19 protein-coding genes are annotated in these 19355 nt (G+C 59.9%); 11 read left to right on the forward strand and 8 right to left on the reverse strand.

Features of this window, described 5'->3' with window-relative positions:
• Positions 1-61 precede the first annotated feature (61 nt).
• Together LOY55_RS05845 and LOY55_RS05850 are read left to right on the forward strand one after the other, a co-directional pair.
• Positions 62-340, forward strand: coding sequence for a DUF1145 domain-containing protein (locus LOY55_RS05845; protein WP_046029318.1), 279 nt, complete (start codon positions 62-64; stop codon positions 338-340).
• Positions 333-1091, forward strand: coding sequence for a collagen-like protein (locus LOY55_RS05850; RefSeq protein WP_223523909.1), 759 nt, complete (start codon positions 333-335; stop codon positions 1089-1091). The genes LOY55_RS05845 and LOY55_RS05850 overlap by 8 nt, the downstream gene beginning before the upstream one ends.
• 47 nt (positions 1092-1138) lie before the next feature.
• On the opposite strand, the gene LOY55_RS05855 is transcribed toward LOY55_RS05850, so the two are convergent.
• The gene (locus LOY55_RS05855) at positions 1139-1603 is read right to left on the reverse strand and encodes a CopD family protein (RefSeq protein WP_046029321.1); all 465 of its coding nucleotides are present in this window, start codon (positions 1601-1603) and stop codon (positions 1139-1141) included.
• 99 nt (positions 1604-1702) lie between these two features.
• Here LOY55_RS05855 and dinG point away from each other — a divergent pair, with 99 nt between their 5' ends.
• The 5 genes from dinG (at position 1703) to pdxH (ending at position 9576) form a co-directional block, all read left to right on the forward strand.
• Positions 1703-3847: an ATP-dependent DNA helicase DinG gene (dinG, locus tag LOY55_RS05860; RefSeq protein WP_109787991.1), complete on the forward strand. Its 2145-nt coding sequence runs from the start codon at positions 1703-1705 to the stop codon at positions 3845-3847.
• A gap of 96 nt (positions 3848-3943) precedes the next feature.
• Positions 3944-6430: a beta-galactosidase gene (locus LOY55_RS05865; protein ID WP_223523912.1), complete on the forward strand. Its 2487-nt coding sequence runs from the start codon at positions 3944-3946 to the stop codon at positions 6428-6430.
• A 119-nt stretch (positions 6431-6549) separates the two neighbouring features.
• Positions 6550-7695 (forward strand): EstA family serine hydrolase, encoded by a 1146-nt coding sequence (locus tag LOY55_RS05870; RefSeq protein WP_046029641.1) that lies wholly within the window; start codon positions 6550-6552, stop codon positions 7693-7695.
• A 114-nt stretch (positions 7696-7809) separates the two neighbouring features.
• Positions 7810-8904, forward strand: a complete 1095-nt coding sequence (locus tag LOY55_RS05875) for an OmpA family protein (RefSeq protein WP_223523914.1) — start codon at positions 7810-7812, stop codon at positions 8902-8904.
• A 24-nt stretch (positions 8905-8928) separates the two neighbouring features.
• The gene (pdxH, locus tag LOY55_RS05880) at positions 8929-9576 is read left to right on the forward strand and encodes a pyridoxamine 5'-phosphate oxidase (RefSeq protein WP_223523915.1); all 648 of its coding nucleotides are present in this window, start codon (positions 8929-8931) and stop codon (positions 9574-9576) included.
• Between the two features lie 6 nt (positions 9577-9582).
• On the opposite strand, the gene LOY55_RS05885 is transcribed toward pdxH, so the two are convergent.
• A complete protein-coding gene (locus tag LOY55_RS05885) occupies positions 9583-9819 on the reverse strand; it encodes a hypothetical protein (protein ID WP_046029331.1) in 237 nt (78 codons plus the stop codon).
• Between the two features lie 168 nt (positions 9820-9987).
• Here LOY55_RS05885 and LOY55_RS05890 point away from each other — a divergent pair, with 168 nt between their 5' ends.
• The gene (locus LOY55_RS05890) at positions 9988-10452 is read left to right on the forward strand and encodes a glycine zipper 2TM domain-containing protein (RefSeq protein WP_046029333.1); all 465 of its coding nucleotides are present in this window, start codon (positions 9988-9990) and stop codon (positions 10450-10452) included.
• 86 nt (positions 10453-10538) lie between these two features.
• Here LOY55_RS05890 and LOY55_RS05895 read toward each other — a convergent pair whose 3' ends face one another.
• The 3 genes from LOY55_RS05895 to nhaA form a co-directional block, all read right to left on the reverse strand.
• Positions 10539-10787, reverse strand: coding sequence for a pyocin S6 family toxin immunity protein (locus LOY55_RS05895; protein WP_052961880.1), 249 nt, complete (start codon positions 10785-10787; stop codon positions 10539-10541).
• Positions 10788-10802: 15 nt separating this feature from the next.
• Positions 10803-11975: an S-type pyocin domain-containing protein gene (locus LOY55_RS05900; protein WP_223523917.1), complete on the reverse strand. Its 1173-nt coding sequence runs from the start codon at positions 11973-11975 to the stop codon at positions 10803-10805.
• A 119-nt stretch (positions 11976-12094) separates the two neighbouring features.
• On the reverse strand, positions 12095-13282 hold the full coding sequence (gene nhaA / locus LOY55_RS05905) for a Na+/H+ antiporter NhaA (protein WP_223523919.1): 1188 nt from the start codon (positions 13280-13282) through the stop codon (positions 12095-12097).
• A 248-nt stretch (positions 13283-13530) separates the two neighbouring features.
• On the opposite strand from nhaA, the gene LOY55_RS05910 reads away from it, so the two are divergent.
• Positions 13531-14628, forward strand: a complete 1098-nt coding sequence (locus tag LOY55_RS05910; RefSeq protein ID WP_175649017.1) for a PLP-dependent cysteine synthase family protein — start codon at positions 13531-13533, stop codon at positions 14626-14628.
• Between the two features lie 124 nt (positions 14629-14752).
• Here the strand turns inward: LOY55_RS05910 and LOY55_RS05915 are convergent, their stop codons facing one another.
• Both LOY55_RS05915 and LOY55_RS05920 read right to left on the reverse strand, forming a co-directional pair.
• The gene (locus LOY55_RS05915) at positions 14753-16366 is read right to left on the reverse strand and encodes an NAD(P)/FAD-dependent oxidoreductase (protein WP_109788029.1); all 1614 of its coding nucleotides are present in this window, start codon (positions 16364-16366) and stop codon (positions 14753-14755) included.
• A 94-nt stretch (positions 16367-16460) separates the two neighbouring features.
• The gene (locus tag LOY55_RS05920; protein WP_109788030.1) at positions 16461-17126 is read right to left on the reverse strand and encodes a COG3650 family protein; all 666 of its coding nucleotides are present in this window, start codon (positions 17124-17126) and stop codon (positions 16461-16463) included.
• Between the two features lie 173 nt (positions 17127-17299).
• Between LOY55_RS05920 and LOY55_RS05925 the strand changes: the two genes are divergently transcribed.
• A complete protein-coding gene (locus LOY55_RS05925; protein ID WP_223523920.1) occupies positions 17300-17656 on the forward strand; it encodes a SecDF P1 head subdomain-containing protein in 357 nt (118 codons plus the stop codon).
• A 12-nt stretch (positions 17657-17668) separates the two neighbouring features.
• Here the strand turns inward: LOY55_RS05925 and LOY55_RS05930 are convergent, their stop codons facing one another.
• Positions 17669-18268 carry a short chain dehydrogenase gene (locus LOY55_RS05930; RefSeq protein ID WP_109788032.1) on the reverse strand — a complete coding sequence of 200 codons (600 nt, stop codon included), beginning with the start codon at positions 18266-18268 and terminating at the stop codon, positions 17669-17671.
• Between the two features lie 104 nt (positions 18269-18372).
• On the opposite strand from LOY55_RS05930, the gene LOY55_RS05935 reads away from it, so the two are divergent.
• The gene (locus tag LOY55_RS05935; RefSeq protein ID WP_109788033.1) at positions 18373-19299 is read left to right on the forward strand and encodes a LysR family transcriptional regulator; all 927 of its coding nucleotides are present in this window, start codon (positions 18373-18375) and stop codon (positions 19297-19299) included.
• Positions 19300-19355: the final 56 nt, after the last annotated feature.

Below are 19355 nucleotides of genomic sequence, written 5' to 3' on the forward strand. Positions count from 1 at the left end.
GCGCACCCCTCGCACAAGCCGTTACTGTGCGCGCAAAGAATAATGATCAGCGGGGGAGCGTATGAAGGTTTTTTGGGGGCTGGGGAAGCTATTGACCCTGCTGTTCTGGTGCATGGTGCTGGTCAATCTGCTCATGCCATTCATTTATCCGCTGCACCTGTTGGTCAATCTGGCGGGTGGTCTGCTGGCACTGCTCCATCTGCTGGAACTGGTGTTCTGCAACCGCAGCCTCAAAGGCCGTGCCCACCCTTGGCGCGATCGCCTCAAGATTGCCCTGTTCGGCGTGTTCCACCTGCAAACCATCCCGGCTCCCTCCGCATCGAAGGCTTCCCATGCGTAATTTCTGTCTGCTCGCCGCTTTTATCAGTCCATTGGCCTGCGCTCAGGTTGTCAGTGTCGAAGCCAACTCGTTGATGCGCTTGCCCAACACGGCCAGCACGCTGCAGTTGGAGCGTCTGGAAGTCGCCGATTACGCCACGCTGTTGATCCCCTCTAACGTGACCGAAGTGACGGTGGGTGAATTGCACCTGGGGCGTGAAGCGCGAATTGCCATTGTGCCGAGTGAGCAAGCGCTGGAGCTGAAAGTCCATCGCGCCGAAATGTCTGAAGGCAGCCAGATTACCGCGAGGGGCGCACCGGGAAGTTTCCAGAAGGCTGCACGCTCGGGACGCAACCTGAACTTGCAGATCAAGGCATTGAATGCCCCGCAATTGTCGGTCGATGCTCGTGGCGGCGCCGGTGCACCAGGTTTTTTTGGTCTTGATGGCGCCAATGGCCAGGCAGCGGGTTGCACCTGGGGGCAGGCCGGTCACGGCGCCGATGGCAGCAACGGCAGTGATGGTCAGCCGGGGGGCGCAGGTGCGCTGGTAAGGCTGGAAGTGCCGCGCGATTACCCGGCGGATAAAATCAAGGTGCAGGTCGCTGGCGGTGCCGGTGGCCTGGCAGGTCCTGGCGGCAAGCCGGGAGCAGGTGGCAAAGCCAAAGGCTGTCTCGTGTACAAGACTGATGGCGGCAAAAGTGGCCGTTCGGGTGCGGACGGCCAGCCTGGTCCTGCCGGCGCGGCGGGTTCGGTGACGATTCAGCGTCTCTAAAGAACGACCGGTTGCTCGTTCCCACGCAGAGCGTGGGAACGATCGACTCAGAACATCGGCCGGGCCGCGGCAATGGCCACCAACAACAGACCCACGATCAAATTGATCCCCACCAACCGTCGAATCCTTCCGAGTACCGCAGCACCCGCCGGCCAATCCTGTGCCGTCACCGCTGTGCGCAACTCCGGCAGCATCAACGCCTGAATCCGGATAAACAGCGCCGTCATCACCACGTACAGCCCCATCATCACCTGCACATAGCGCGGTGCGGCCTCGAAACCGGCGAATTGCAGATGAATCATGCCGACACCACTGATCGGCAACAGCACCACCGCGACCCAGACCCAGCGGAAAAAACCCTGGAACACTTCCACCCACAGCTTCAACCGCGCGGGGCCTTCCAGCGCCTTCACGGCAGCGGGACGCAAGACCATCCAGGCGAAAAACATGCCGCCCACCCACACTAGGGCGGACAGGACATGCAGGGTATAAACGATGCCAAAAGGTGTCATTGAGGTACTCCGTTCTGCGCGGGATTCATTAGCGGGGTATGATAGCGGCCGAACCGAACTACTGAAAATTTATCCAGCGTTTTTTGCGCCCGACAATCCATGATCAGCACCGAACTCAAAACCACGATCCAGGGCGCCTACTCGCGTTTTCTCGAAGCCAAGAGCCTCAAGCCGCGCTACGGTCAACGCCTGATGATCGCCGAAATTGCCAAGGTCCTCGGGGACATCGACACCGATGACGAAGGCCGGCGCAGTGGCGACCCCGCGATTGTCGCGGTGGAAGCCGGCACCGGTACCGGCAAAACCGTGGCCTACAGCCTGGCGGCGATCCCTACCGCCAAGGCTGCCGGCAAACGCCTGGTGATCGCCACGGCCACCGTGGCCCTGCAAGAGCAGATCGTCTACAAGGATCTACCCGACCTGATGCGCAATAGCGGGCTGAATTTCAGCTTCGCATTGGCCAAGGGACGTGGGCGCTATATGTGCCTGTCCAAGCTCGACATGTTGCTGCAAGAAGGTCACGCGCAAACCGCTACCGCGCAGTTGTTCGAAGAAGAAGGCTTCAAGATCGAGGTCGACGAGGCCAGTCAGAAGCTGTTCACCAGCATGATCGAAAAACTCGCCGGCAATAAATGGGATGGTGACCGCGACAGTTGGTCCACCGCCCTGGAAGATGCCGACTGGGCGCGCTTGACCACCGATCATAGCCAATGCACCAACCGTCATTGCCCGAACTTCGGCCAGTGCGCCTTCTACAAGGCCCGCGAAGGCATGGGCAAGGTTGACGTCATCGTGACCAACCACGACATGGTGCTGGCTGACCTGGCCCTGGGCGGTGGTGCGGTGCTTCCCGACCCACGAGACACCCTCTACGTCTTCGACGAAGGTCATCACCTGCCGGACAAGGCCATCGGCCACTTCGCCCATTACACGCGCCTGCGCTCCACGGCCGACTGGCTGGAAACCACCGCCAAAAACCTCACCAAACTGCTGGCCCAGCACCCGCTGCCGGGCGACTTGGGCAAGCTGATCGAACAAGTGCCGGAACTGGCCCGCGAGATCAAGACCCAACAGCAGTTCATGTTCAGCGCGTGTGAACAGATTGCCGATTTCAAGCCGGGCGAAGACGTCGAAGGCCGGGAACGGCCGCGTCACCGCTTCGTCGGCGGGGTGGTTCCCGAGCACATGCGCGAGATGGGCATCGAGTTGAAGAAGGGCTTTGCCCGCCTGACCGACCTGTTCACCCGGCTCACCGAGTTGCTCAAGGAAGGCATGGACGGCGAGGTCAACATCGGCATCGCCAGTAATCAGGCCGAAGAGTGGTATCCACTGTTCGGCAGCTTGTTGTCGCGCTCCTCGGGCAATTGGGAATTGTGGGTCGCGTTCACCGCCGAAGACCCGGAAGACAATCCGCCCATGGCGCGTTGGCTGACGCTGGCCGAAAGCGGTTCGCTGTTTGACATCGAGGTCAATGCCAGCCCGATCCTTGCGGCGGAAATGCTCCGGCGCAACCTGTGGAACGTGGCTTACGGCGCGTTGGTGACCTCGGCGACGTTGACTGCGCTCGGCACGTTCGACCGTTTCCGCATGCGCGCCGGCCTGCCTAAAAAAGCCGTGACCGCCGTGGTCCCGAGCCCGTTCCACCATGCCGATGCCGGCGTGCTGCGGGTGCCGGACCTGAAAGCCGATCCACGGGATGCGCCAGCCCACACGGCGGCGATCATTCGCGATTTGCCGGACCTGGTTGAAGGCTCGCGAGGCACGCTGGTGCTGTTCTCCTCACGCAAACAGATGCAGGACGTGTTCGACGGCCTCGACCGCGACTGGCGCAAGCAAGTGTTCATTCAAGGCAACCTGTCGAAGCAGGAAACGTTGAACAAGCACAAGGCGCGTGTCGATGGCGGGGATTCCAGTGTGCTGTTCGGCCTCGCGAGTTTTGCAGAAGGCGTCGACTTGCCCGGTGCTTACTGCGAGCACGTGGTAATTGCGAAGATTCCGTTCTCGGTGCCGGACGATCCCGTCGAAGCGGCGTTGGCGGAATGGATCGAAGCGCGAGGCGGCAATCCGTTCATGGAAATCTCCGTGCCGGATGCCTCGTTGAAACTGGTCCAGGCCTGCGGTCGTTTGCTGCGTACCGAGGAAGACCGCGGCACCATCACCTTGCTCGACCGGCGTCTGGTCACCCAGCGTTATGGCAAAGCCATCCTCAATGCGTTGCCACCCTTCCGCCGCGAAATTTCCTGATACACCGGTGGGCACATTTGCTCGCCGCGTTGTCTATCTCTCTGCCATCGCTTTTCCATTGGCCCATTGAAGGTCGTTAGGGAGAACCACGTTCCTATGATTCGCCGTTCGTTACCCGCTGTATTTGCCCTGATGTTCGCAGCCCCTTTGCTGGCGGCCCCTGCTGGCCAGCAGACGCTATTCAACTTTGTCCGCCCTGCCGACGTGGTCCAGGTGGCGACTCAGGATGCCAGCCTGCCGCAATCCAATGCGGAGCAAACAGCCGAAGGCGAAGTGTTGCGCCGGGTCACGTTCAACCCGGTGGCTCAGCCGAGTTTGCGCTTGACCCCGCAAACGGGGGCCTGGGACTGGTCGCAGTCGGGCGTCATGAGCCTGCGGATTCAGAGCGCGATGGACTGGGCCGTGACCCTGTACGTGAAAATCCAGAGCAATGACGGCAAGACACTGTTCAGTCGTGTCGATTTGCCGGCGGGCCCTGCGCAGACCTTGCTGGTGCCGCTGGTGGCAAGCTCCCCCTTGAGTCAGGGCATGAAAGCCGGGCCGCCGATGCCGATGACGGTCGACGGGCAGCGCATTTTGTTGGCCAGCAGCGCCGGTGACCTGGATCGCAGCCAAGTGGTGTCGGTGACCTTGTCGATGGATCAACCGAAAGTGGCGCAGAACATCTTGCTGGAACGTTTTGGTGTGCAAGACGGAGAGGCTGTGACACGGGCCGTTTATGGCGGACTGGTGGATGCTTACGGCCAGTCGACACGGGCCAAATGGCCAGAAAAGGTCAGCAGCGATGAGCAACTGAAAAGCGCCGCCGCCAAGGAACAGCAACAACTGAAAACCTGGCTGGCCGAGCGCGAAAAATCTTCCCTGGATACGTTTGGTGGCTGGACCAAAGGCCCGACGTTCAAGGCCAGCGGTTTTTTTCGAACCGAAAAGCGTGACGGTCGCTGGTACCTGGTGACCCCGCAAGGGCACCCGTTCTATTCACTTGGGGTCAATACCGTTGCCCCGGACGTCAACCAGACTTACGTCGCCGGCCGGGAGTGGATGTTCGAGTCCCTGCCAAAACCCGACGAGCCGTTGGCCAGCCACTTTGGCGAAGGCGATAACCGTGGCGGCAACGGCGCCGATCAGGGTCGTGGCTACAACGCCGGCCAGTGGTACGACTTTTATGGTGCCAACCTGCAACGTCTGTACGGCGCACCTTGCGCACAGGGCAGCGACACCAAGGCAGGTGTCGCGCAAGCGGCCAAGGCTGACGCGGTAGAAGCCACGTCCGACAGAGCTGCCGAGCAACCCGTCGTGCCTTCGACGGCCGAGTCCGGTGTCGCCGAAGCCGTCAAGGCCGACGCTGTTGATGCGTCCGCCGCAAAAGCGATTGAGCAGAAACCTGCCGAACCCTGCAAAGCGCTGGTTGATGAACAACGCTGGGCCAGTCACACGCTTGATCGCCTGCAAGCCTGGGGCTTCAACACCGTCGGCAACTGGAGCGCCCCGGCGCTGGCCAACGCCGACCGCGTGGCGTACACCTTGCCGCTGTCGATCGTCGGCGATTACGCCAGTATCAGTACCGGCACCGACTGGTGGGGCGGCATGCCCGACCCGTTCGACCCGCGTTTTGCCATGGCCACCGAGCGCGCCGTGGCCATTGCTGCCCGCGACCATCGCGACGATCCATGGCTGATCGGCTACTACGCCGACAATGAACTGGCCTGGGCTGGTCCTGGTGACGATCCAAAAGCCCGTTACGCCTTGGCCTATGGCACCTTGAAAATGACCACCGACGTGCCGGCCAAACGCGCGTTTCTCAAGCAACTGCGCGACAAGTATCGCAATCAGGCCGGTCTGTCCAAAGCCTGGGGCATTGACTTGCCGGCCTGGGAATTGATGGAAGACCCAGGCTTCGTGCCACCGCTGCCGAGCGCCGAACACCCGGAAATCGAGGCCGACTTCAAATACTTCCAGAAAGTTTTTGCGGATACCTACTTCAAGACCCTCTCCGACTCGCTCAAATGGCACGCGCCGAACCAGCTGTTGCTGGGCGGTCGTTTCGCCGTCAGCACCCCGGAAGCCGTGGAGTCCTGCGCACAGTATTGCGATGTGCTGAGCTTCAACATGTACACCCTGCAACCGCAGGACGGTTATGACTTCGCCAAACTGCGCAGTCTGGACAAACCGGTGTTGATCACCGAGTTCAACGTGGGCTCGGCGGATCGCGGCCCGTTCTGGGGCGGCGTGACGCCATTGGCCAAGGAAGAAGACCGTGGGCCGGCCTACGCGAACTTCCTGAAACAGGCGTTGAGCGAACCGTCGATTGTCGGCGTGCACTGGTTCCAGTTCCTCGACCAACCGGTGACCGGGCGTTTGCTGGATGGCGAAAATGGTCACTTCGGGCTGGTGGGTATCACCGATCTGCCGTTCCAGGGTTTTGTCGAATCGGTGCGCAAGAGCAACCTGGCGACGGTGGATCAATTGGGCAAAGCGGCCGAGGCAGACAAAGCCAGCCACGATGCTGAAGGCGGCAGAAAGGCCGAGGCCGGCAAAGGCCCGGGCAAGGGCGCCGGTGGGCATTCCGGACAAGGTCACTGAGGCTTCCTGTGGGGAGTCATTTCAATAGGTAACCGCCCAGCCCAACACTGTTCCCAAAACGGCTAATGGCTGGAACAATGCGGGCCACTTTGTATAGCGAATATCCGGGAGCAATGCGGGTGCAGATTCAGGGTCATTACGAGCTCAAGTTCGAAGCAGTGCGCGAAGCGTTCGCGGCGCTGTTCGACGATCCTCAGGAACGTGGCGCAGCCTTGTGCATCCAGGTCGGCGGTGAAACCGTCCTCGACCTCTGGTCCGGTACCGCCGACAAGGATGGCAGCGAAGCCTGGCACAGCGACACCATCGCCAACCTGTTCTCCTGCACCAAGACCTTCACCGCCGTCACGGCCCTGCAGTTGGTGGCCGAAGGCAAGCTGCAACTGGACGCCCCGGTTGCGCGTTACTGGCCTGAATTTGCTGCGGCCGGCAAAGAATCCGTAACCCTGCGTCAATTGCTCTGCCATCAAGCCGGCTTGCCAGCGTTACGTGAATTGCTGCCCCCGGAAGCCCTTTACGACTGGCAAACCATGGTCGATGCCCTGGCGGCCGAAGCCCCTTGGTGGACGCCGGGCCAAGGCCACGGATACGCCGCGATCACTTACGGCTGGCTGGTCGGCGAGTTGCTGCGACGTGCCGACGGTCGTGGGCCGGGCGAGTCCATCGTGGCGCGTGTGGCCAAGCCTTTGGGACTGGATTTCCATGTCGGCCTGGCCGATGAAGAATTCCACCGCGTGGCGCATATCGCCCGAGGCAAGGGGAACGTCGGCGACGCCGCTGCCCAACGCCTGCTGCAAGTGACCCTGCGCGAGCCGACAGCCATGACCACGCGTGCCTTCATCAACCCGCCGTCGATCATGACCAGCACCAACAAGCCCGAGTGGCGGCGCATGCAGCAACCTGCCGCCAACGGTCACGGCAACGCTCGTAGCCTGGCAGGTTTCTACGCCGGCCTGCTCGACGGCAGTCTGCTGGAAAGCGAAATGCTCGAGGAGCTGACCCGCGAACACAGCCTTGGCGAAGACAAGACTTTATTGACCCGGACCCGCTTCGGTCTGGGGTGCATGCTCGATCAACCGGACGTACCTAACGCGACTTACGGCCTCGGCCCGCGCGCGTTCGGGCATCCGGGCGCTGGCGGCTCCATCGGCTTTGCCGACCCGGAATACGATGTGGCCTTCGGCTTTGTGACAAATACCCTGGGGCCGTACGTCTTGATGGATCCACGCGCGCAAAAGCTTGCGCGAGTATTGGCCACTTGTCTGTAAAACCCGCTCGAGGGTTCCGCAACCGGAACCCGACAGTGTTTTCGGCTTCAAAGCGTCAGTTTGTGCAGGCCGGTTCGGTCTGACTTTTCATTACTTCATATTTGTGGATATCCAATGTCATCCAAACAAACCCTCGCCCTGGCCCTGTGCTTTGCTATCACCGGTTGTGCACAGACACCAAAAAGTGATTCCGATGGCGGTAGCTGGTGGTCGTTCGGCTCCTCCGACAAAGTCGCCGCTAAAGAACCGACTCCGGCTCCAGTCCCACTCAAACCTGCTGCCACGGCCCCGGTTGCCAAAGCCGAAAGCACCAGCCCTTGGTACTGGCCGTTCGGTTCCGATGACGCTGTCGACAAGGCTGCTGTAAAGCCGGAAGTGAAACCTGAAGCCAAACCGACCCAGGTGGCCAAGGCTGAGACGGGTAACAGTTGGTGGTGGCCGTTCGGTGGTAAGGAGCAGAGCGGCGCCAAAGCCGTACCGATGCCAGACCCTAAAGTCACCCAGGCCTGGCTCGACGATTACGAGCCGCGCCTGCGTGAAGCGATCAAGGACAGCAACCTGAAACTTGAACGCCGTGAAAACGTGTTGGTGGTGATCGCGCCGGTAGAAGGCTCCTTCAACCCGGACCGTCCTGCCATGCTGCTGCCGGTCACCCTCGGCCCGTTCACGCGTGTTGCGAAAATCCTCGAGGTCGACCCAAAAACTGCCGTGCTGGTACTCGGTCACAGTGATACGTCGGGTGCTGCACCGGCCAACGTGAAACTGAGCCAGGAGCGTGCACAAGCGGTAGCCGCGATTTTCCGTCTCAGCGGTTTGCAGCGTGATCGCCTGATGCTGCGCGGCATGGGCGGTGAAGCCCCGCGTGCCGCCAACGACAGCGTCGAAGGCCGTGCCTTGAATCGTCGCGTGGAATTGCTGGTGACCCCGCAAAACACCATGGTGGCGCTGTTGAGCAAGTACAACATGCCGGCCCCTGCGCCAGTGACCATGATCGCGGCCAAGGACATCAAGCCTGTGGCCACACCGGTCACTCCTGCGCCAGCCGCGAAAAAAGCGACTGTGCCTGCCACTAAAAAGGCTCCGGCCCATAAAGCCACTGCCAAGAAAGCGCCAGCTAAAACCGCAACGCCGGCGAAGAAAACGACACCGGCCAAAGCAGCTGCCGACACCAAGAAAGTCGCCGTCACCGCAGACGCCACTAAAAAGTGATTCGTTAACCAAAAGGAATGCGCCATGACCCAGCGCCTGGCTGATATGCGTCGTGACTACACCCGTGATGGCCTGACCGAGGCTCAAGCACCGGCAGAGCCGTTCGGGCTGTTCCACCAATGGTTTGCCGATGCGGTGAAAACCGAGCAGGTGCCGGTGGAGGCGAACGCCATGACCTTGGCGACCGTCGATCAGGACGGTCGGCCACATTGCCGCATTCTGTTGCTCAAAGGCCTGGACGAGCAGGGCTTTACGTTCTTCACCAACTACGAAAGTGCCAAGGGTCAGCATCTGGCGGCGAATCCGTTCGCGGCCATGACCTTTTTCTGGCCGGCCCTGGAGCGCCAGGTGCGTATCGAAGGTCGGGTGGTGAAGGTTTCGCCTGAAGAGTCTGATGCGTATTTCCAGGTTCGTCCGCTGGGCAGTCGGCTCGGTGCCTGGGCATCACCGCAGAGTCGGGTGATTGCTGATCGTGCGGAACTGGAGGCGCTGCTCAAGAACACCGAGCAACGTTTCAGCGACACGGCACCGCATTGTCCGGATCACTGGGGTGGTTATCGCTTGCTGCCGGAGCGCATCGAGTTCTGGCAAGGCCGCGCAAGCCGTCTGCATGACCGCCTCAACTACCGCTTACAGGGCGCCGACTGGATTCTTGAACGTCTGGCACCCTGAAACAGTCTACCGATCGTGATAGCCTTCCGCAGCGGCCTCAAGCCACTGCGGCAGGTCCCGGCGCTTGATCTTCTGCGCCTGAGCGTTCGCCAGTTGCTGGAGCATGAAAGCTTTTTTCTGCTCGTCTTTACCCGCCAGGGCCAACGCCAGATCGCGGTCCATCCAGCGCTTTATCCGCACGTACAACCACCAGTGGAAATACAGACCTGCGACGGTAGTGACGACGATGATGAAGTAATCCATGACAATCCTTGGGGCAGCGGCGCAGATTCCGGATAATGCCGCTACTGTGTGGTGAGTTCGTGGTAGCGCCTGTACCGGGCCTGAATCAAACCATTTTTATCCGGGCGATGCCGTGACAGGCGTCAAGCTGCGGAGTTTAATGAATACCTGTCTTTTGGAGTTGATGCTATGCGTAAGTCTGTTTTGTTGGTTGCTTCCTTTTCCACGATGGCGATGTTACTCACTGGCTGCCAATCGAGCCTGACCGGTGACTCCTACTCCCGTGATGAAGCGCGTCGTGTTCAAACGATTCGCATGGGCACCATCGAAGCGCTGCGTCCGGTGAAAATCGAAGGCACCAAAACCCCGATCGGCGGCCTCGCCGGTGCAGCGGTCGGCGGCGTTGGCGGGAGCTCCATCGGTGGCGGCAAAGGCAGCATCGTTGCTGCTGTTATCGGCGCAGTCGCCGGCGGCCTGGTGGGTTCGGCAGCTGAAGAAGGCCTGACTCGTACTCAAGGCGTAGAAATCACTGTTCGCGAAGACGACGGCAGCATGCGCGCCTATGTTCAGCAGGTTCAGGAGAATGAAGTATTCCGCGTAGGTGAGCGGGTACGGATTGCGACTGTTGACGGGACTAGCCGCGTTTCGCACTAAGCAGGAACGGGTAAAAAAAACCCCGATCAGGTGACTGGTCGGGGTTTTTTGTGTCTGTGCTTCCCGCTGTGGCTGGTTCGATGCCACTAGTCTTGGCTACAAAGTCCCATGTAGTACGTCAGGTCCTCTCGTAAGGGATCCCCCACCAAATTCATAATCACGCTGGCTTGATCGGGAGAGAGTGAGTGCTCACCCATAGGCACATCCCGCAAGGTTGACCAGCCCATGACTTTCAAAACTGCAGCCTCTAAGACTTGCGGCACATCCTTTTCATATTGCAACGAATTGTCGGGATTCGGCTCCGGGAAAAATCCACTGATCGCGATAAATATCATTCTTGTCCCTCATCATTACTTCGTTGATGTCCGTCTTTCAGGTTTTGCTTTTCCGGTCTGTTTGCCAGTTTTTGCATCAAACTCCCCTAAGTGATCCCCTGCCCAGTTGTACACTTCGACGGCGCCATGTTGGTAATCCCACTCATAAATGCGCTTCTTACTTTCCCACCGTTTTCGATTTCCTTTAGTCTGAACCGGAATCGCGTCGGGGAATGCCGGTAGAGTTTTTGGTGGGGGATGATAGCTGTGGTCACCACTGATAGGCCTTGCCACCACCACGTATAACGGCTTCACCCCCGACCCCACCGGAAACACAAGAATGAAATCCTTGTACTCAGGCGGATACATCGGGTTCACGATAATGCTGTCCGCCGCCGGCGTAGGCGGATACACCCAAATGTGCGGCGCTTGCGGTGCGGCCTCCAGCGCAGGAATGCCAAGGATGTCTGAACCATCCACAGCCGGTGTCCAGATCAGCTCAACACCGTCCCCGAGATCCGCCACCTGCTGACTGCCGCGCAGTGTGAACTGCACGACATCCACCATTTCCCATTCGCGGTTTTTGCCGGTGTAGAACCCGTAGCCCTTGAGACTGCCATCAGCCTGTTGCTCGACCTGCAATCGAACGCGGGTTCTGGCCTGTTTCAGGGCACGCAGTTGGTCTTCGGTATACAGCGCGCTGTCACCCAGGCTCGGGGTCCAGAACAAGGCAACAACACCGGCCAATGTCGCGGCGCCGGCAGCGCCAAGGCCCAGGACCGGAGTAGCAAGAATGGGGGCGCCAAGGGCGAGCCGGCCAATGCCGAGTGAGAGGGTACTGCCACTGATGGTTTCGAGATTCAGTAGCCCGGCATCGCCTACGTCACGAGCGCCAAGCCAGGCGATTTCACCGTAATCCTTGAGGCTGTCGGTGGGGACGACGCCCGAGGGATTCGAGTAGTCGATGATGGCGTCCGGCAAGTTGCAGGACTTGGCGAAGACGCATCCGGCGCGAACGGTTTCGTCCTTTTTCGCCGAGCCTTGAAGGCGATCTTCAAAGGCTTGCTGGCGGGCGAGCATGGCGTCGTAAGCGGATTGTCGTGCATCCCGCTCGGCCAGTTCAGTATCCGTCATGAAGCGGTGGGTGACGTGATGACCGTCACCGGAGGGTGGGTTTTTAACCCTGGGAACTTCCTTGTTGCCAGCCACTGAGCTTCCTTGCGTTCGTCCGTCGACAGCTCCCGAAAAAGGAGCTGTGCGACGTTAACGAAGGAGGTTGATGGTGGCTGTAGGACGAGTCCTGAATGTCGACAGGACTGTTCGCTTTCTCAGGATTGCAGAACGGCGCTCTTGCGACTGGCCATTGCCGTCACCGCGTATCCGATCAGTGCGGCCAGAATCGAGCCGGTCAAGATGCCCATCCGGTCCATCCCGGCGTAGTCACTGACGCCTGGTTCGAATGCCAGGGAACCGACAAACAGACTCATGGTGAAACCAATCCCGCAGAGCATCGCCACACCCAGCACCTGGCCCCAGTTCGCACCTTGGGGCAGGGTGGCAATGCCGATTTTCACGGCCAGCCAGGTCAGGCCGAAAACGCCCACCGTTTTACCCAGCAACAGGCCAATCGCGATGCCCATCGGCACATGGTGGGTAAAGCTTTCAACGGTGATGCCGCTCAGGGACAAGCCGGCGTTGGCGAAGGCGAACAGCGGCAGGATGCCGTAAGCCACCCACGGGTGCAGGGCGTGTTCAAGGGTCAGCAGCGGTGAAGGCTCGGCGTTTTTGGTGCGCAGCGGAATACAGAACGCCAACGTCACACCGGCGAGTGTTGCGTGGACGCCGCTCTTGAGCACACAGACCCAGAGAATCAAACCGATGATCATGTACGGCCCGAGCTTCACCACACCGAGTCGGTTCATGGTGATCAACGCGATGATGCAGGCGGCAGCCAGTGCCAGGGACAGCGTCGACAGCGTGCCAGAATAGAAGATGGCGATGACGATGATCGCGCCCAGGTCGTCAATGATCGCCAGGGTCATCAGGAACAACTTCAGCGACACCGGTACCCGCTTGCCCAGCAAGGCGAGCACGCCGAGGGCAAAGGCAATGTCGGTGGCCATCGGGATGGCCCAGCCGCCCAAGGCGGTCGGGTCGTCACGGTTCAAGAACCAGTAGACCAGCGCCGGCACGACCATCCCGCCAATGGCAGCGGCGCCCGGCAGGACGATTTGCGAGGGCTGCGACAACTGGCCGTCGAGGACTTCGCGTTTGACTTCCAGGCCGATCAGCAGGAAGAACATCGCCATCAGACCGTCGTTGATCCACAGCAGCAACGGTTTGGCGATTTTCAGCGCGCCGATCTGAGCGACGACAGGGGTGTCCAGCAGCCCGCTATAGAGCCACGACAGGGACGAGTTGTTGATGATTAAAGCCAGGGCTGCCGCGGCGATCAGTAACAGACCGCTGGCAGCTTCCAACTGAAAGAAACGCGTGAAAGTGCTACGCAGAGGCAAGGTCGCTCTCCATCGATGAATTCAAAAGGTGGCACACCCTAACCCGTACTGTTAGTTGTTAAAACAAAAGTTATATTCTTTTTTGTTATATGGCGTAACAAGGTGGAGGACGGGGCCGGACTTGAGCCTAGCAGTTGTCGGCCGTATTGGGCCTCAGCTGTACCTGTGCGTGATGTAGGTTTTTTCCTAAGCTTCGAGGGATAGGCCTTACGCAAAGGCCGACTTTTGCCTGACTCCACGAGAAAACCATCATGAGCGACAATCGACAGTGGGCCCGCGAAGCTATCCGGATCATTGAAGCGGACTTCCAGCGCAGCGCCGATACCCACCTGATCCCCTTGCCGCTGCCGGGTTTTCCGGGCATCGAACTGTATTTCAAGGATGAATCCAGCCACCCCACCGGCAGCCTGAAACATCGCCTGGCGCGCTCGCTGTTTCTGTATGCGCTGTGTAACGGCTGGCTCAAGCCCGGTGCACCGGTGATCGAGGCGTCCAGCGGTTCGACGGCAATTTCCGAGGCGTATTTCGCCAGTTTGCTGGGACTGCCGTTCATTGCGGTGATGCCGGCGACCACCTCCAAGGAAAAAATCGCGCAAATTGCTTTCTATGGCGGCAAGAGTCATCTGGTCGACGACCCGACTCAGATCTACGCCGAGTCCGAACGGCTGGCGCGAGAGCATGATGGTCATTTCATCGACCAGTTCACCTACGCCGAACGCGCCACTGACTGGCGAGCGAACAACAACATTGCGGAATCGATCTTCCACCAGATGCGTTTCGAGCAGCACCCCGAGCCGAGCTGGCTGATTTCCAGCCCTGGCACGGGTGGTACAACCGCAACGCTGGGTCGTTACGTGCGTTATCGCCAGCATTGCACCCGCGTGCTGTGCGCCGATGCCGAGCGTTCGGTGTTCTTCGATTACTACCAGACGGGTGATGCCAGCCTGCGCCTGGAGTGCGGTTCGCGGATCGAAGGCATCGGCCGGCCTCGGGTGGAAGCATCGTTCCTGCCCAAGGTGATTGATGCCATGGTCAAAGTGCCGGACGCGTTGTCGCTGGCGGCCATGCACTACCTGGCACAGCGCCTGGGGCGACGGGTTGGCGGATCGAGCGGGACCAATCTGATCGGCGCCCTGATGGCGGCGCAGCAGATGGTCGCGGCGGGGGAGTCGGGATCGATCGTGGCGATTCTGTGCGATGGTGGCGAGCGTTATGCCACCACCTATTACGATCAGGATTGGCTCAAGGGCCAGGGGTATGAGTTGAGTGGCTTGATGGCTACCGTGGCGGCGAGTGTCGAGCGCGGTGAGCCGCTGCCGGCCAGCGTGTTGCGCGCCAATATCTGATCTTCAAACACCGAAGATCCCTTGTAGGAGTGAGCCTGCTCGCGAGGGCGGTAGAATAGTCAACATCTCTGTTGAATGATAATCCGCCATCGCGAGCAGGCTCGCTCCTGCAGGGAGATCTGTATCAGGCTTCCAGGCCGAGAATGTCGCGGGCCACGGCTTCGGCGATGCGAATGCCATCCACACCCGCCGACAGAATCCCGCCCGCATAACCCGCGCCTTCACCCGCCGGAAACAAGCCCTTCACGTTCAGGCTCTGCATCGACTCGTTACGGGTAATGCGCAACGGTGACGAGGTGCGTGTCTCGATGCCGGTCAATACGGCGTCATGCAGCGAGTAACCGCGGATCTGCTTCTCGAACGCTGGCAACGCCTCACGAATCGCCTCGATGGCGAATTCCGGCAAGGCCAGGGCCAAATCACCCAGGGCAACGCCTGGCTTGTAGGAGGGTTCGACACTGCCCAGTTCGGTGGACGGCTTGCCGGCGATAAAGTCGCCGACCAGTTGCGCCGGTGCTTCGTAGTTGCTGCCGCCCAGCACAAAAGCGTGGGATTCCAGGCGTTCCTGCAACTCGATACCGGCCAGCGGGCCGCCCGGATAATCAACTTCCGGGGTAATGCCGACGACGATCCCGGAGTTGGCATTGCGCTCGTTACGCGAGTACTGGCTCATGCCATTGGTGACCACGCGATTGGGCTCGGACGTCGCCGCGACCACGGTGCCGCCCGGGCACATGCAGAAGCTGTAGACCGAGCGGCCGTTCTTGGCGTGGTGCACCAGTTTGTAGTCGGCAGCCCCGAGTTTCGGGTGGCCGGCATACTTGCCCAACCGCGCGCGGTCAATCAGCGACTGCGGGTGTTCAATGCGGAAACCCACCGAGAACGGCTTGGCTTCCATGAACACGCCACGGCCGTGGAGCATGCGGAAGGTGTCCCGGGCGCTGTGGCCGAGGGCCAGAATCACGTGTTTGGAGTGGATCTGCTCGCCGCCATTTAGCTCGACGCCGACCAGTTGGCCATCCTCGATCAACACATCGGTGACACGTTGCTGGAAGCGGACTTCGCCGCCCAGTGCGCGAATCTGCTCACGCATGTTTTCCACTACGCCAGTCAGACGGAACGTACCGATGTGTGGCTTGCTGACGTAGAGAATCTCTTCCGGGGCGCCGGCCTTGACGAACTCGTGCAGCACTTTACGGCCGATGAATTTCGGGTCTTTGATTTGGCTGTAGAGCTTGCCGTCGGAGAACGTCCCTGCGCCGCCTTCACCGAACTGGACGTTGGATTCAGGGTTGAGCACGCTTTTACGCCACAGGCCCCAGGTGTCCTTGGTGCGCTGGCGCACTTCGGTGCCACGTTCGAGGATGATCGGCTTGAAGCCCATTTGCGCGAGCAACAGCCCGGCGAAAATCCCGCACGGCCCGAAACCCACAACCACGGGGCGTTGCTGCAAATCGGCCGGTGCCTGGCCGACCACTTTGTAACTGACATCCGGCGCCACGTTGACGTTACGGTCATCGGCGAACCTGTGCAGCAGTGTCGCCTCATCCTTGGCGGTGAGGTCGATGGTGTAGATGAAGCACAGTTCGGAGGACTTTTTTCGCGCATCGTAGCTGCGCTTGAACAAGGTGAAATCGAGCAGGTCATCACTGGCGATGCCCAGGCGCTGCACGATGGCAGGGCGCAGGTCTTCTTCGGGATGGTCGATCGGCAACTTGAGTTCGGTGATTCGTAACATGGCAGGACCCGGTTCGCGGGGCGCACAACTGCGCCAAGGCGTTTGAAACCGGTGATTATAAGCCCCAAAGGAGATTCCCGTGAGGCTTAAACGATCAGTCGTTACGCGAACCGCCGAAATACGCGCAACCGCGCTGTACCTGACCATTGATGCGCAGTTCTGCGCTCATGTGCTGGACGCTGCCGGTGGTGCTGTCGACGCAACGTTGCGGCGTGACCCACAGTTCGATGTGCTGGTTATTGGCTTCGGTGCCGAGGTTGAAACGGCCATCGCCCAGTTGTTCTTCCACGTACGGTAGGGCCAGAGGCGGTTGACCGGCGCGATCAATCACCATGCCTTTACCGCTGACTTTGACGCTCCACTCTGGCGAGTGGCCGGCCGCGCGCAAAATCAGCAGTTTGAAATTGGGATCGTCACACGCCGTGCCCGAGCGCTCGACGCGGTAGAGCTGTTCCAGATCGAGGCGACTCTCGGCACCACTGGCCACAATGCGCCCACGCACATCGGCGAACAACTTGCCCTGTTTATCAGCCAGGGACGCGGCCTGTTGCAGAACGCTGGTGCCGCCGGTGTCGTTGACCACATAACTGCGCTGTTCATTGCATGGCTGGAACAGCAAGTTGCCGCCCGCCGCCGTCAACTGGCCCTGCATGCGGGTCTGGCCCACGTGGGAGGCGCTTTCACGCGGGCCATCAAACAACTGACAGGCGGCAAACAGCGGCAGCAGGGCAACAAGGACTAAGGAACGGGCAACACGCATCTTTGGCTCTCCAGACAAGTGCCGTCACGTTACTCAGCCTGACCGTTCATCACAAGGCTGGAGTTGTTCTCAGACAAAGTAGAGGGTGATTTCCGGCAACATCTTGTGAATGATTTCGATGCCGAGTATCAGAGTGCCAAAGGTAAGCTGCCACGTTTTTACAGGGAGCGGATATGAAGAACGCAATGGGCTGGAAGTTCTGGTTGTTTTTAATTGTGATGACGGGGGCCACGGGCACTCAGGCTGCCGAGATCAATTTGTCTTCGGCAACCGACTTCACTCGAATGGAGTTGTTATTGAAGGACAACGACAGACTTCATTCAGAATTTGAAATGAATGTCACGCTCAGTCCTGAAGCAACTGAGCGTATGCAGCGTATTACCCGTGAGTCGATAGGCCAGAAATTGACGCTATTGATCAATGGTTGGAAGGTTTCTACGGCGACAGTGCAATCGGTCTTGGGCTCGCAGTTCAGAGTGTCCATCCCGACAGCCATCGCCAAAGACCTCTTGCCCACGTTAGTTGATTGAGCCTGAACCGGCTCAGCCGACGTGAAAAGTCTGACCTGTCTGCAAGCCTTCCACGCTTTTGGCGTAAGACAATGCCACATCGGCTGCAGGAACCGGTTTGAAACCACGGAAGTAAGGCGCGTATTTGCCCATGGCTTCCACCAGCACATTCGGGCTGATCGAGTTCACGCGCAGGCCGCGGGGCAGTTCGATGGCGGCGGCGCGGACGAAGCTGTCCAGCGCGCCGTTGACCAGCGCCGCCGAGGCGCCGCTGTAAATCGGGTCGTGGCTGAGCACGCCGGTGGTCAAGGTGAACGAGGCGCCATCGTTGGCGAACTCACGGCCGATCAGCACCAAATTGACCTGGCCCATCAGTTTGTCTTTCAGGCCCAGCGCGAAGCTTTCTTCGGTCATGTCGTTCAACGGTGCGAAGGTAACGTTGCCGGCGGCGCAGATCAGGGCATCGAACCTGCCGGTCTGTTCGAACAGCTTGCGGATCGAGGCGCTGTCGCTGATGTCCACCTGAAAGTCGCCACTGTTGCGACCGATACGAATGATCTCGTGACGCTGGGACAGTTCCTTGTCGACTGCCGAGCCGATGGTGCCGCCTGCGCCGATCAATAGAATTTTCATCATGCTGTTCCTCGATGGGTTGAATGAGGTCTCAGTCTAGAGTGGTTTTTTTCGTTGATAAGCGCACTAATAGGCAACCTTTGGTTTTCAAATGGAAACAATCCATGAGTGAGATGGATGATCTGGCGGCGTTTGCGGTATTGATTGAAGCCGGGAGTTTCACGTTGGCGGCGCAGCAACTGGGTTGCAGCAAGGGCCAATTATCCAAGCGCATCAGCCTGTTGGAGACGCGGTTTTCGGTGGTGCTGTTGCAACGCACCACTCGACGTTTGAGCCTGACAGCAGCGGGGGCGGCGCTGTTGCCGCAAGCTCAGGCGCTGGTCGTACAAGTGGAGAGGGCGCGTCAGGCATTGGCACGGTTGAAGGACGATATGGCAGGGCCGGTGCGTATGACGGTGCCGGTATCGCTGGGAGAAACGTTCTTCGATGGCTTATTGCTGGAGTTCTCCGGCAAGTACCCTGACGTGCAGATCGAGCTTGATCTGAACAACCAGTTTCACGACTTGTCCCGGGATGGTTTCGACCTGGCGATTCGCTCCGAGGTGGGTAACGACGAGCGCCTGGTGGCCCGGCCGCTACTGGCCTGGCACGAAATGACCTGTGCCAGCCCGGCGTATCTTGAACAGTATGGAGAGCCACAAACGCCCCAGGCCTTGGCCGAACATCGTTGCCTGCTCAACAGCCATTACAGCGGTCGCGAAGAATGGTTGTATCACCAGCAACACGAACTGTTGCGGGTGCGGGTGTCGGGGCCGTTTGCCAGCAATCACTACAGCTTGCTGAAGAAAGCGGCACTGGCCGGCGCCGGTATCGCCCGCTTGCCGTCCTACTTGTTGCAGGCGGAATTGGCTGACGGGCGTTTGCGCTGGCTCCTGCGCGATTATCAGACGCGGCGTATGCCGATGTACCTGGTTCACCCGTATCAGGGCGGGCTGCCAAAACGTACTCAAGTGCTGGCGGATTACCTGATCGGCTGGTTCAAGCGCAGCGGCGAAGCGCTGGATCGGCTTAGCCTCGCACGGCCTTTGTAGCAGCTGTCGAGCTTGCGAGGCTGCGTTCGACTGCGAAGCAGTCGTGAAGTCAGTCA

This window comes from Pseudomonas sp. B21-040 (genome assembly GCF_024748695.1).
GTDB lineage: Bacteria > Pseudomonadota > Gammaproteobacteria > Pseudomonadales > Pseudomonadaceae > Aquipseudomonas.

Excerpts from the sequence above, each read along its gene's own strand:
- LOY55_RS05845 (WP_046029318.1), top strand. The coding sequence starts at position 62 with ATGAAGGTTTTTTGGGGGCTGGGGAAGCTATTGACCCTGCTGTTCTGG.
- LOY55_RS05850 (WP_223523909.1), top strand. The coding sequence starts at position 333 with ATGCGTAATTTCTGTCTGCTCGCCGCTTTTATCAGTCCATTGGCCTGC.
- LOY55_RS05855 (WP_046029321.1), bottom strand. The coding sequence starts at position 1,603 with ATGACACCTTTTGGCATCGTTTATACCCTGCATGTCCTGTCCGCCCTA.
- dinG (WP_109787991.1), top strand. The coding sequence starts at position 1,703 with ATGATCAGCACCGAACTCAAAACCACGATCCAGGGCGCCTACTCGCGT.
- LOY55_RS05865 (WP_223523912.1), top strand. The coding sequence starts at position 3,944 with ATGATTCGCCGTTCGTTACCCGCTGTATTTGCCCTGATGTTCGCAGCC.
- LOY55_RS05875 (WP_223523914.1), top strand. The coding sequence starts at position 7,810 with ATGTCATCCAAACAAACCCTCGCCCTGGCCCTGTGCTTTGCTATCACC.
- pdxH (WP_223523915.1), top strand. The coding sequence starts at position 8,929 with ATGACCCAGCGCCTGGCTGATATGCGTCGTGACTACACCCGTGATGGC.
- LOY55_RS05885 (WP_046029331.1), bottom strand. The coding sequence starts at position 9,819 with ATGGATTACTTCATCATCGTCGTCACTACCGTCGCAGGTCTGTATTTC.
- LOY55_RS05890 (WP_046029333.1), top strand. The coding sequence starts at position 9,988 with ATGCGTAAGTCTGTTTTGTTGGTTGCTTCCTTTTCCACGATGGCGATG.
- LOY55_RS05895 (WP_052961880.1), bottom strand. The coding sequence starts at position 10,787 with ATGATATTTATCGCGATCAGTGGATTTTTCCCGGAGCCGAATCCCGAC.
- LOY55_RS05915 (WP_109788029.1), bottom strand. The coding sequence starts at position 16,366 with ATGTTACGAATCACCGAACTCAAGTTGCCGATCGACCATCCCGAAGAA.
- LOY55_RS05920 (WP_109788030.1), bottom strand. The coding sequence starts at position 17,126 with ATGCGTGTTGCCCGTTCCTTAGTCCTTGTTGCCCTGCTGCCGCTGTTT.
- LOY55_RS05925 (WP_223523920.1), top strand. The coding sequence starts at position 17,300 with ATGAAGAACGCAATGGGCTGGAAGTTCTGGTTGTTTTTAATTGTGATG.
- LOY55_RS05930 (WP_109788032.1), bottom strand. The coding sequence starts at position 18,268 with ATGAAAATTCTATTGATCGGCGCAGGCGGCACCATCGGCTCGGCAGTC.
- LOY55_RS05935 (WP_109788033.1), top strand. The coding sequence starts at position 18,373 with ATGAGTGAGATGGATGATCTGGCGGCGTTTGCGGTATTGATTGAAGCC.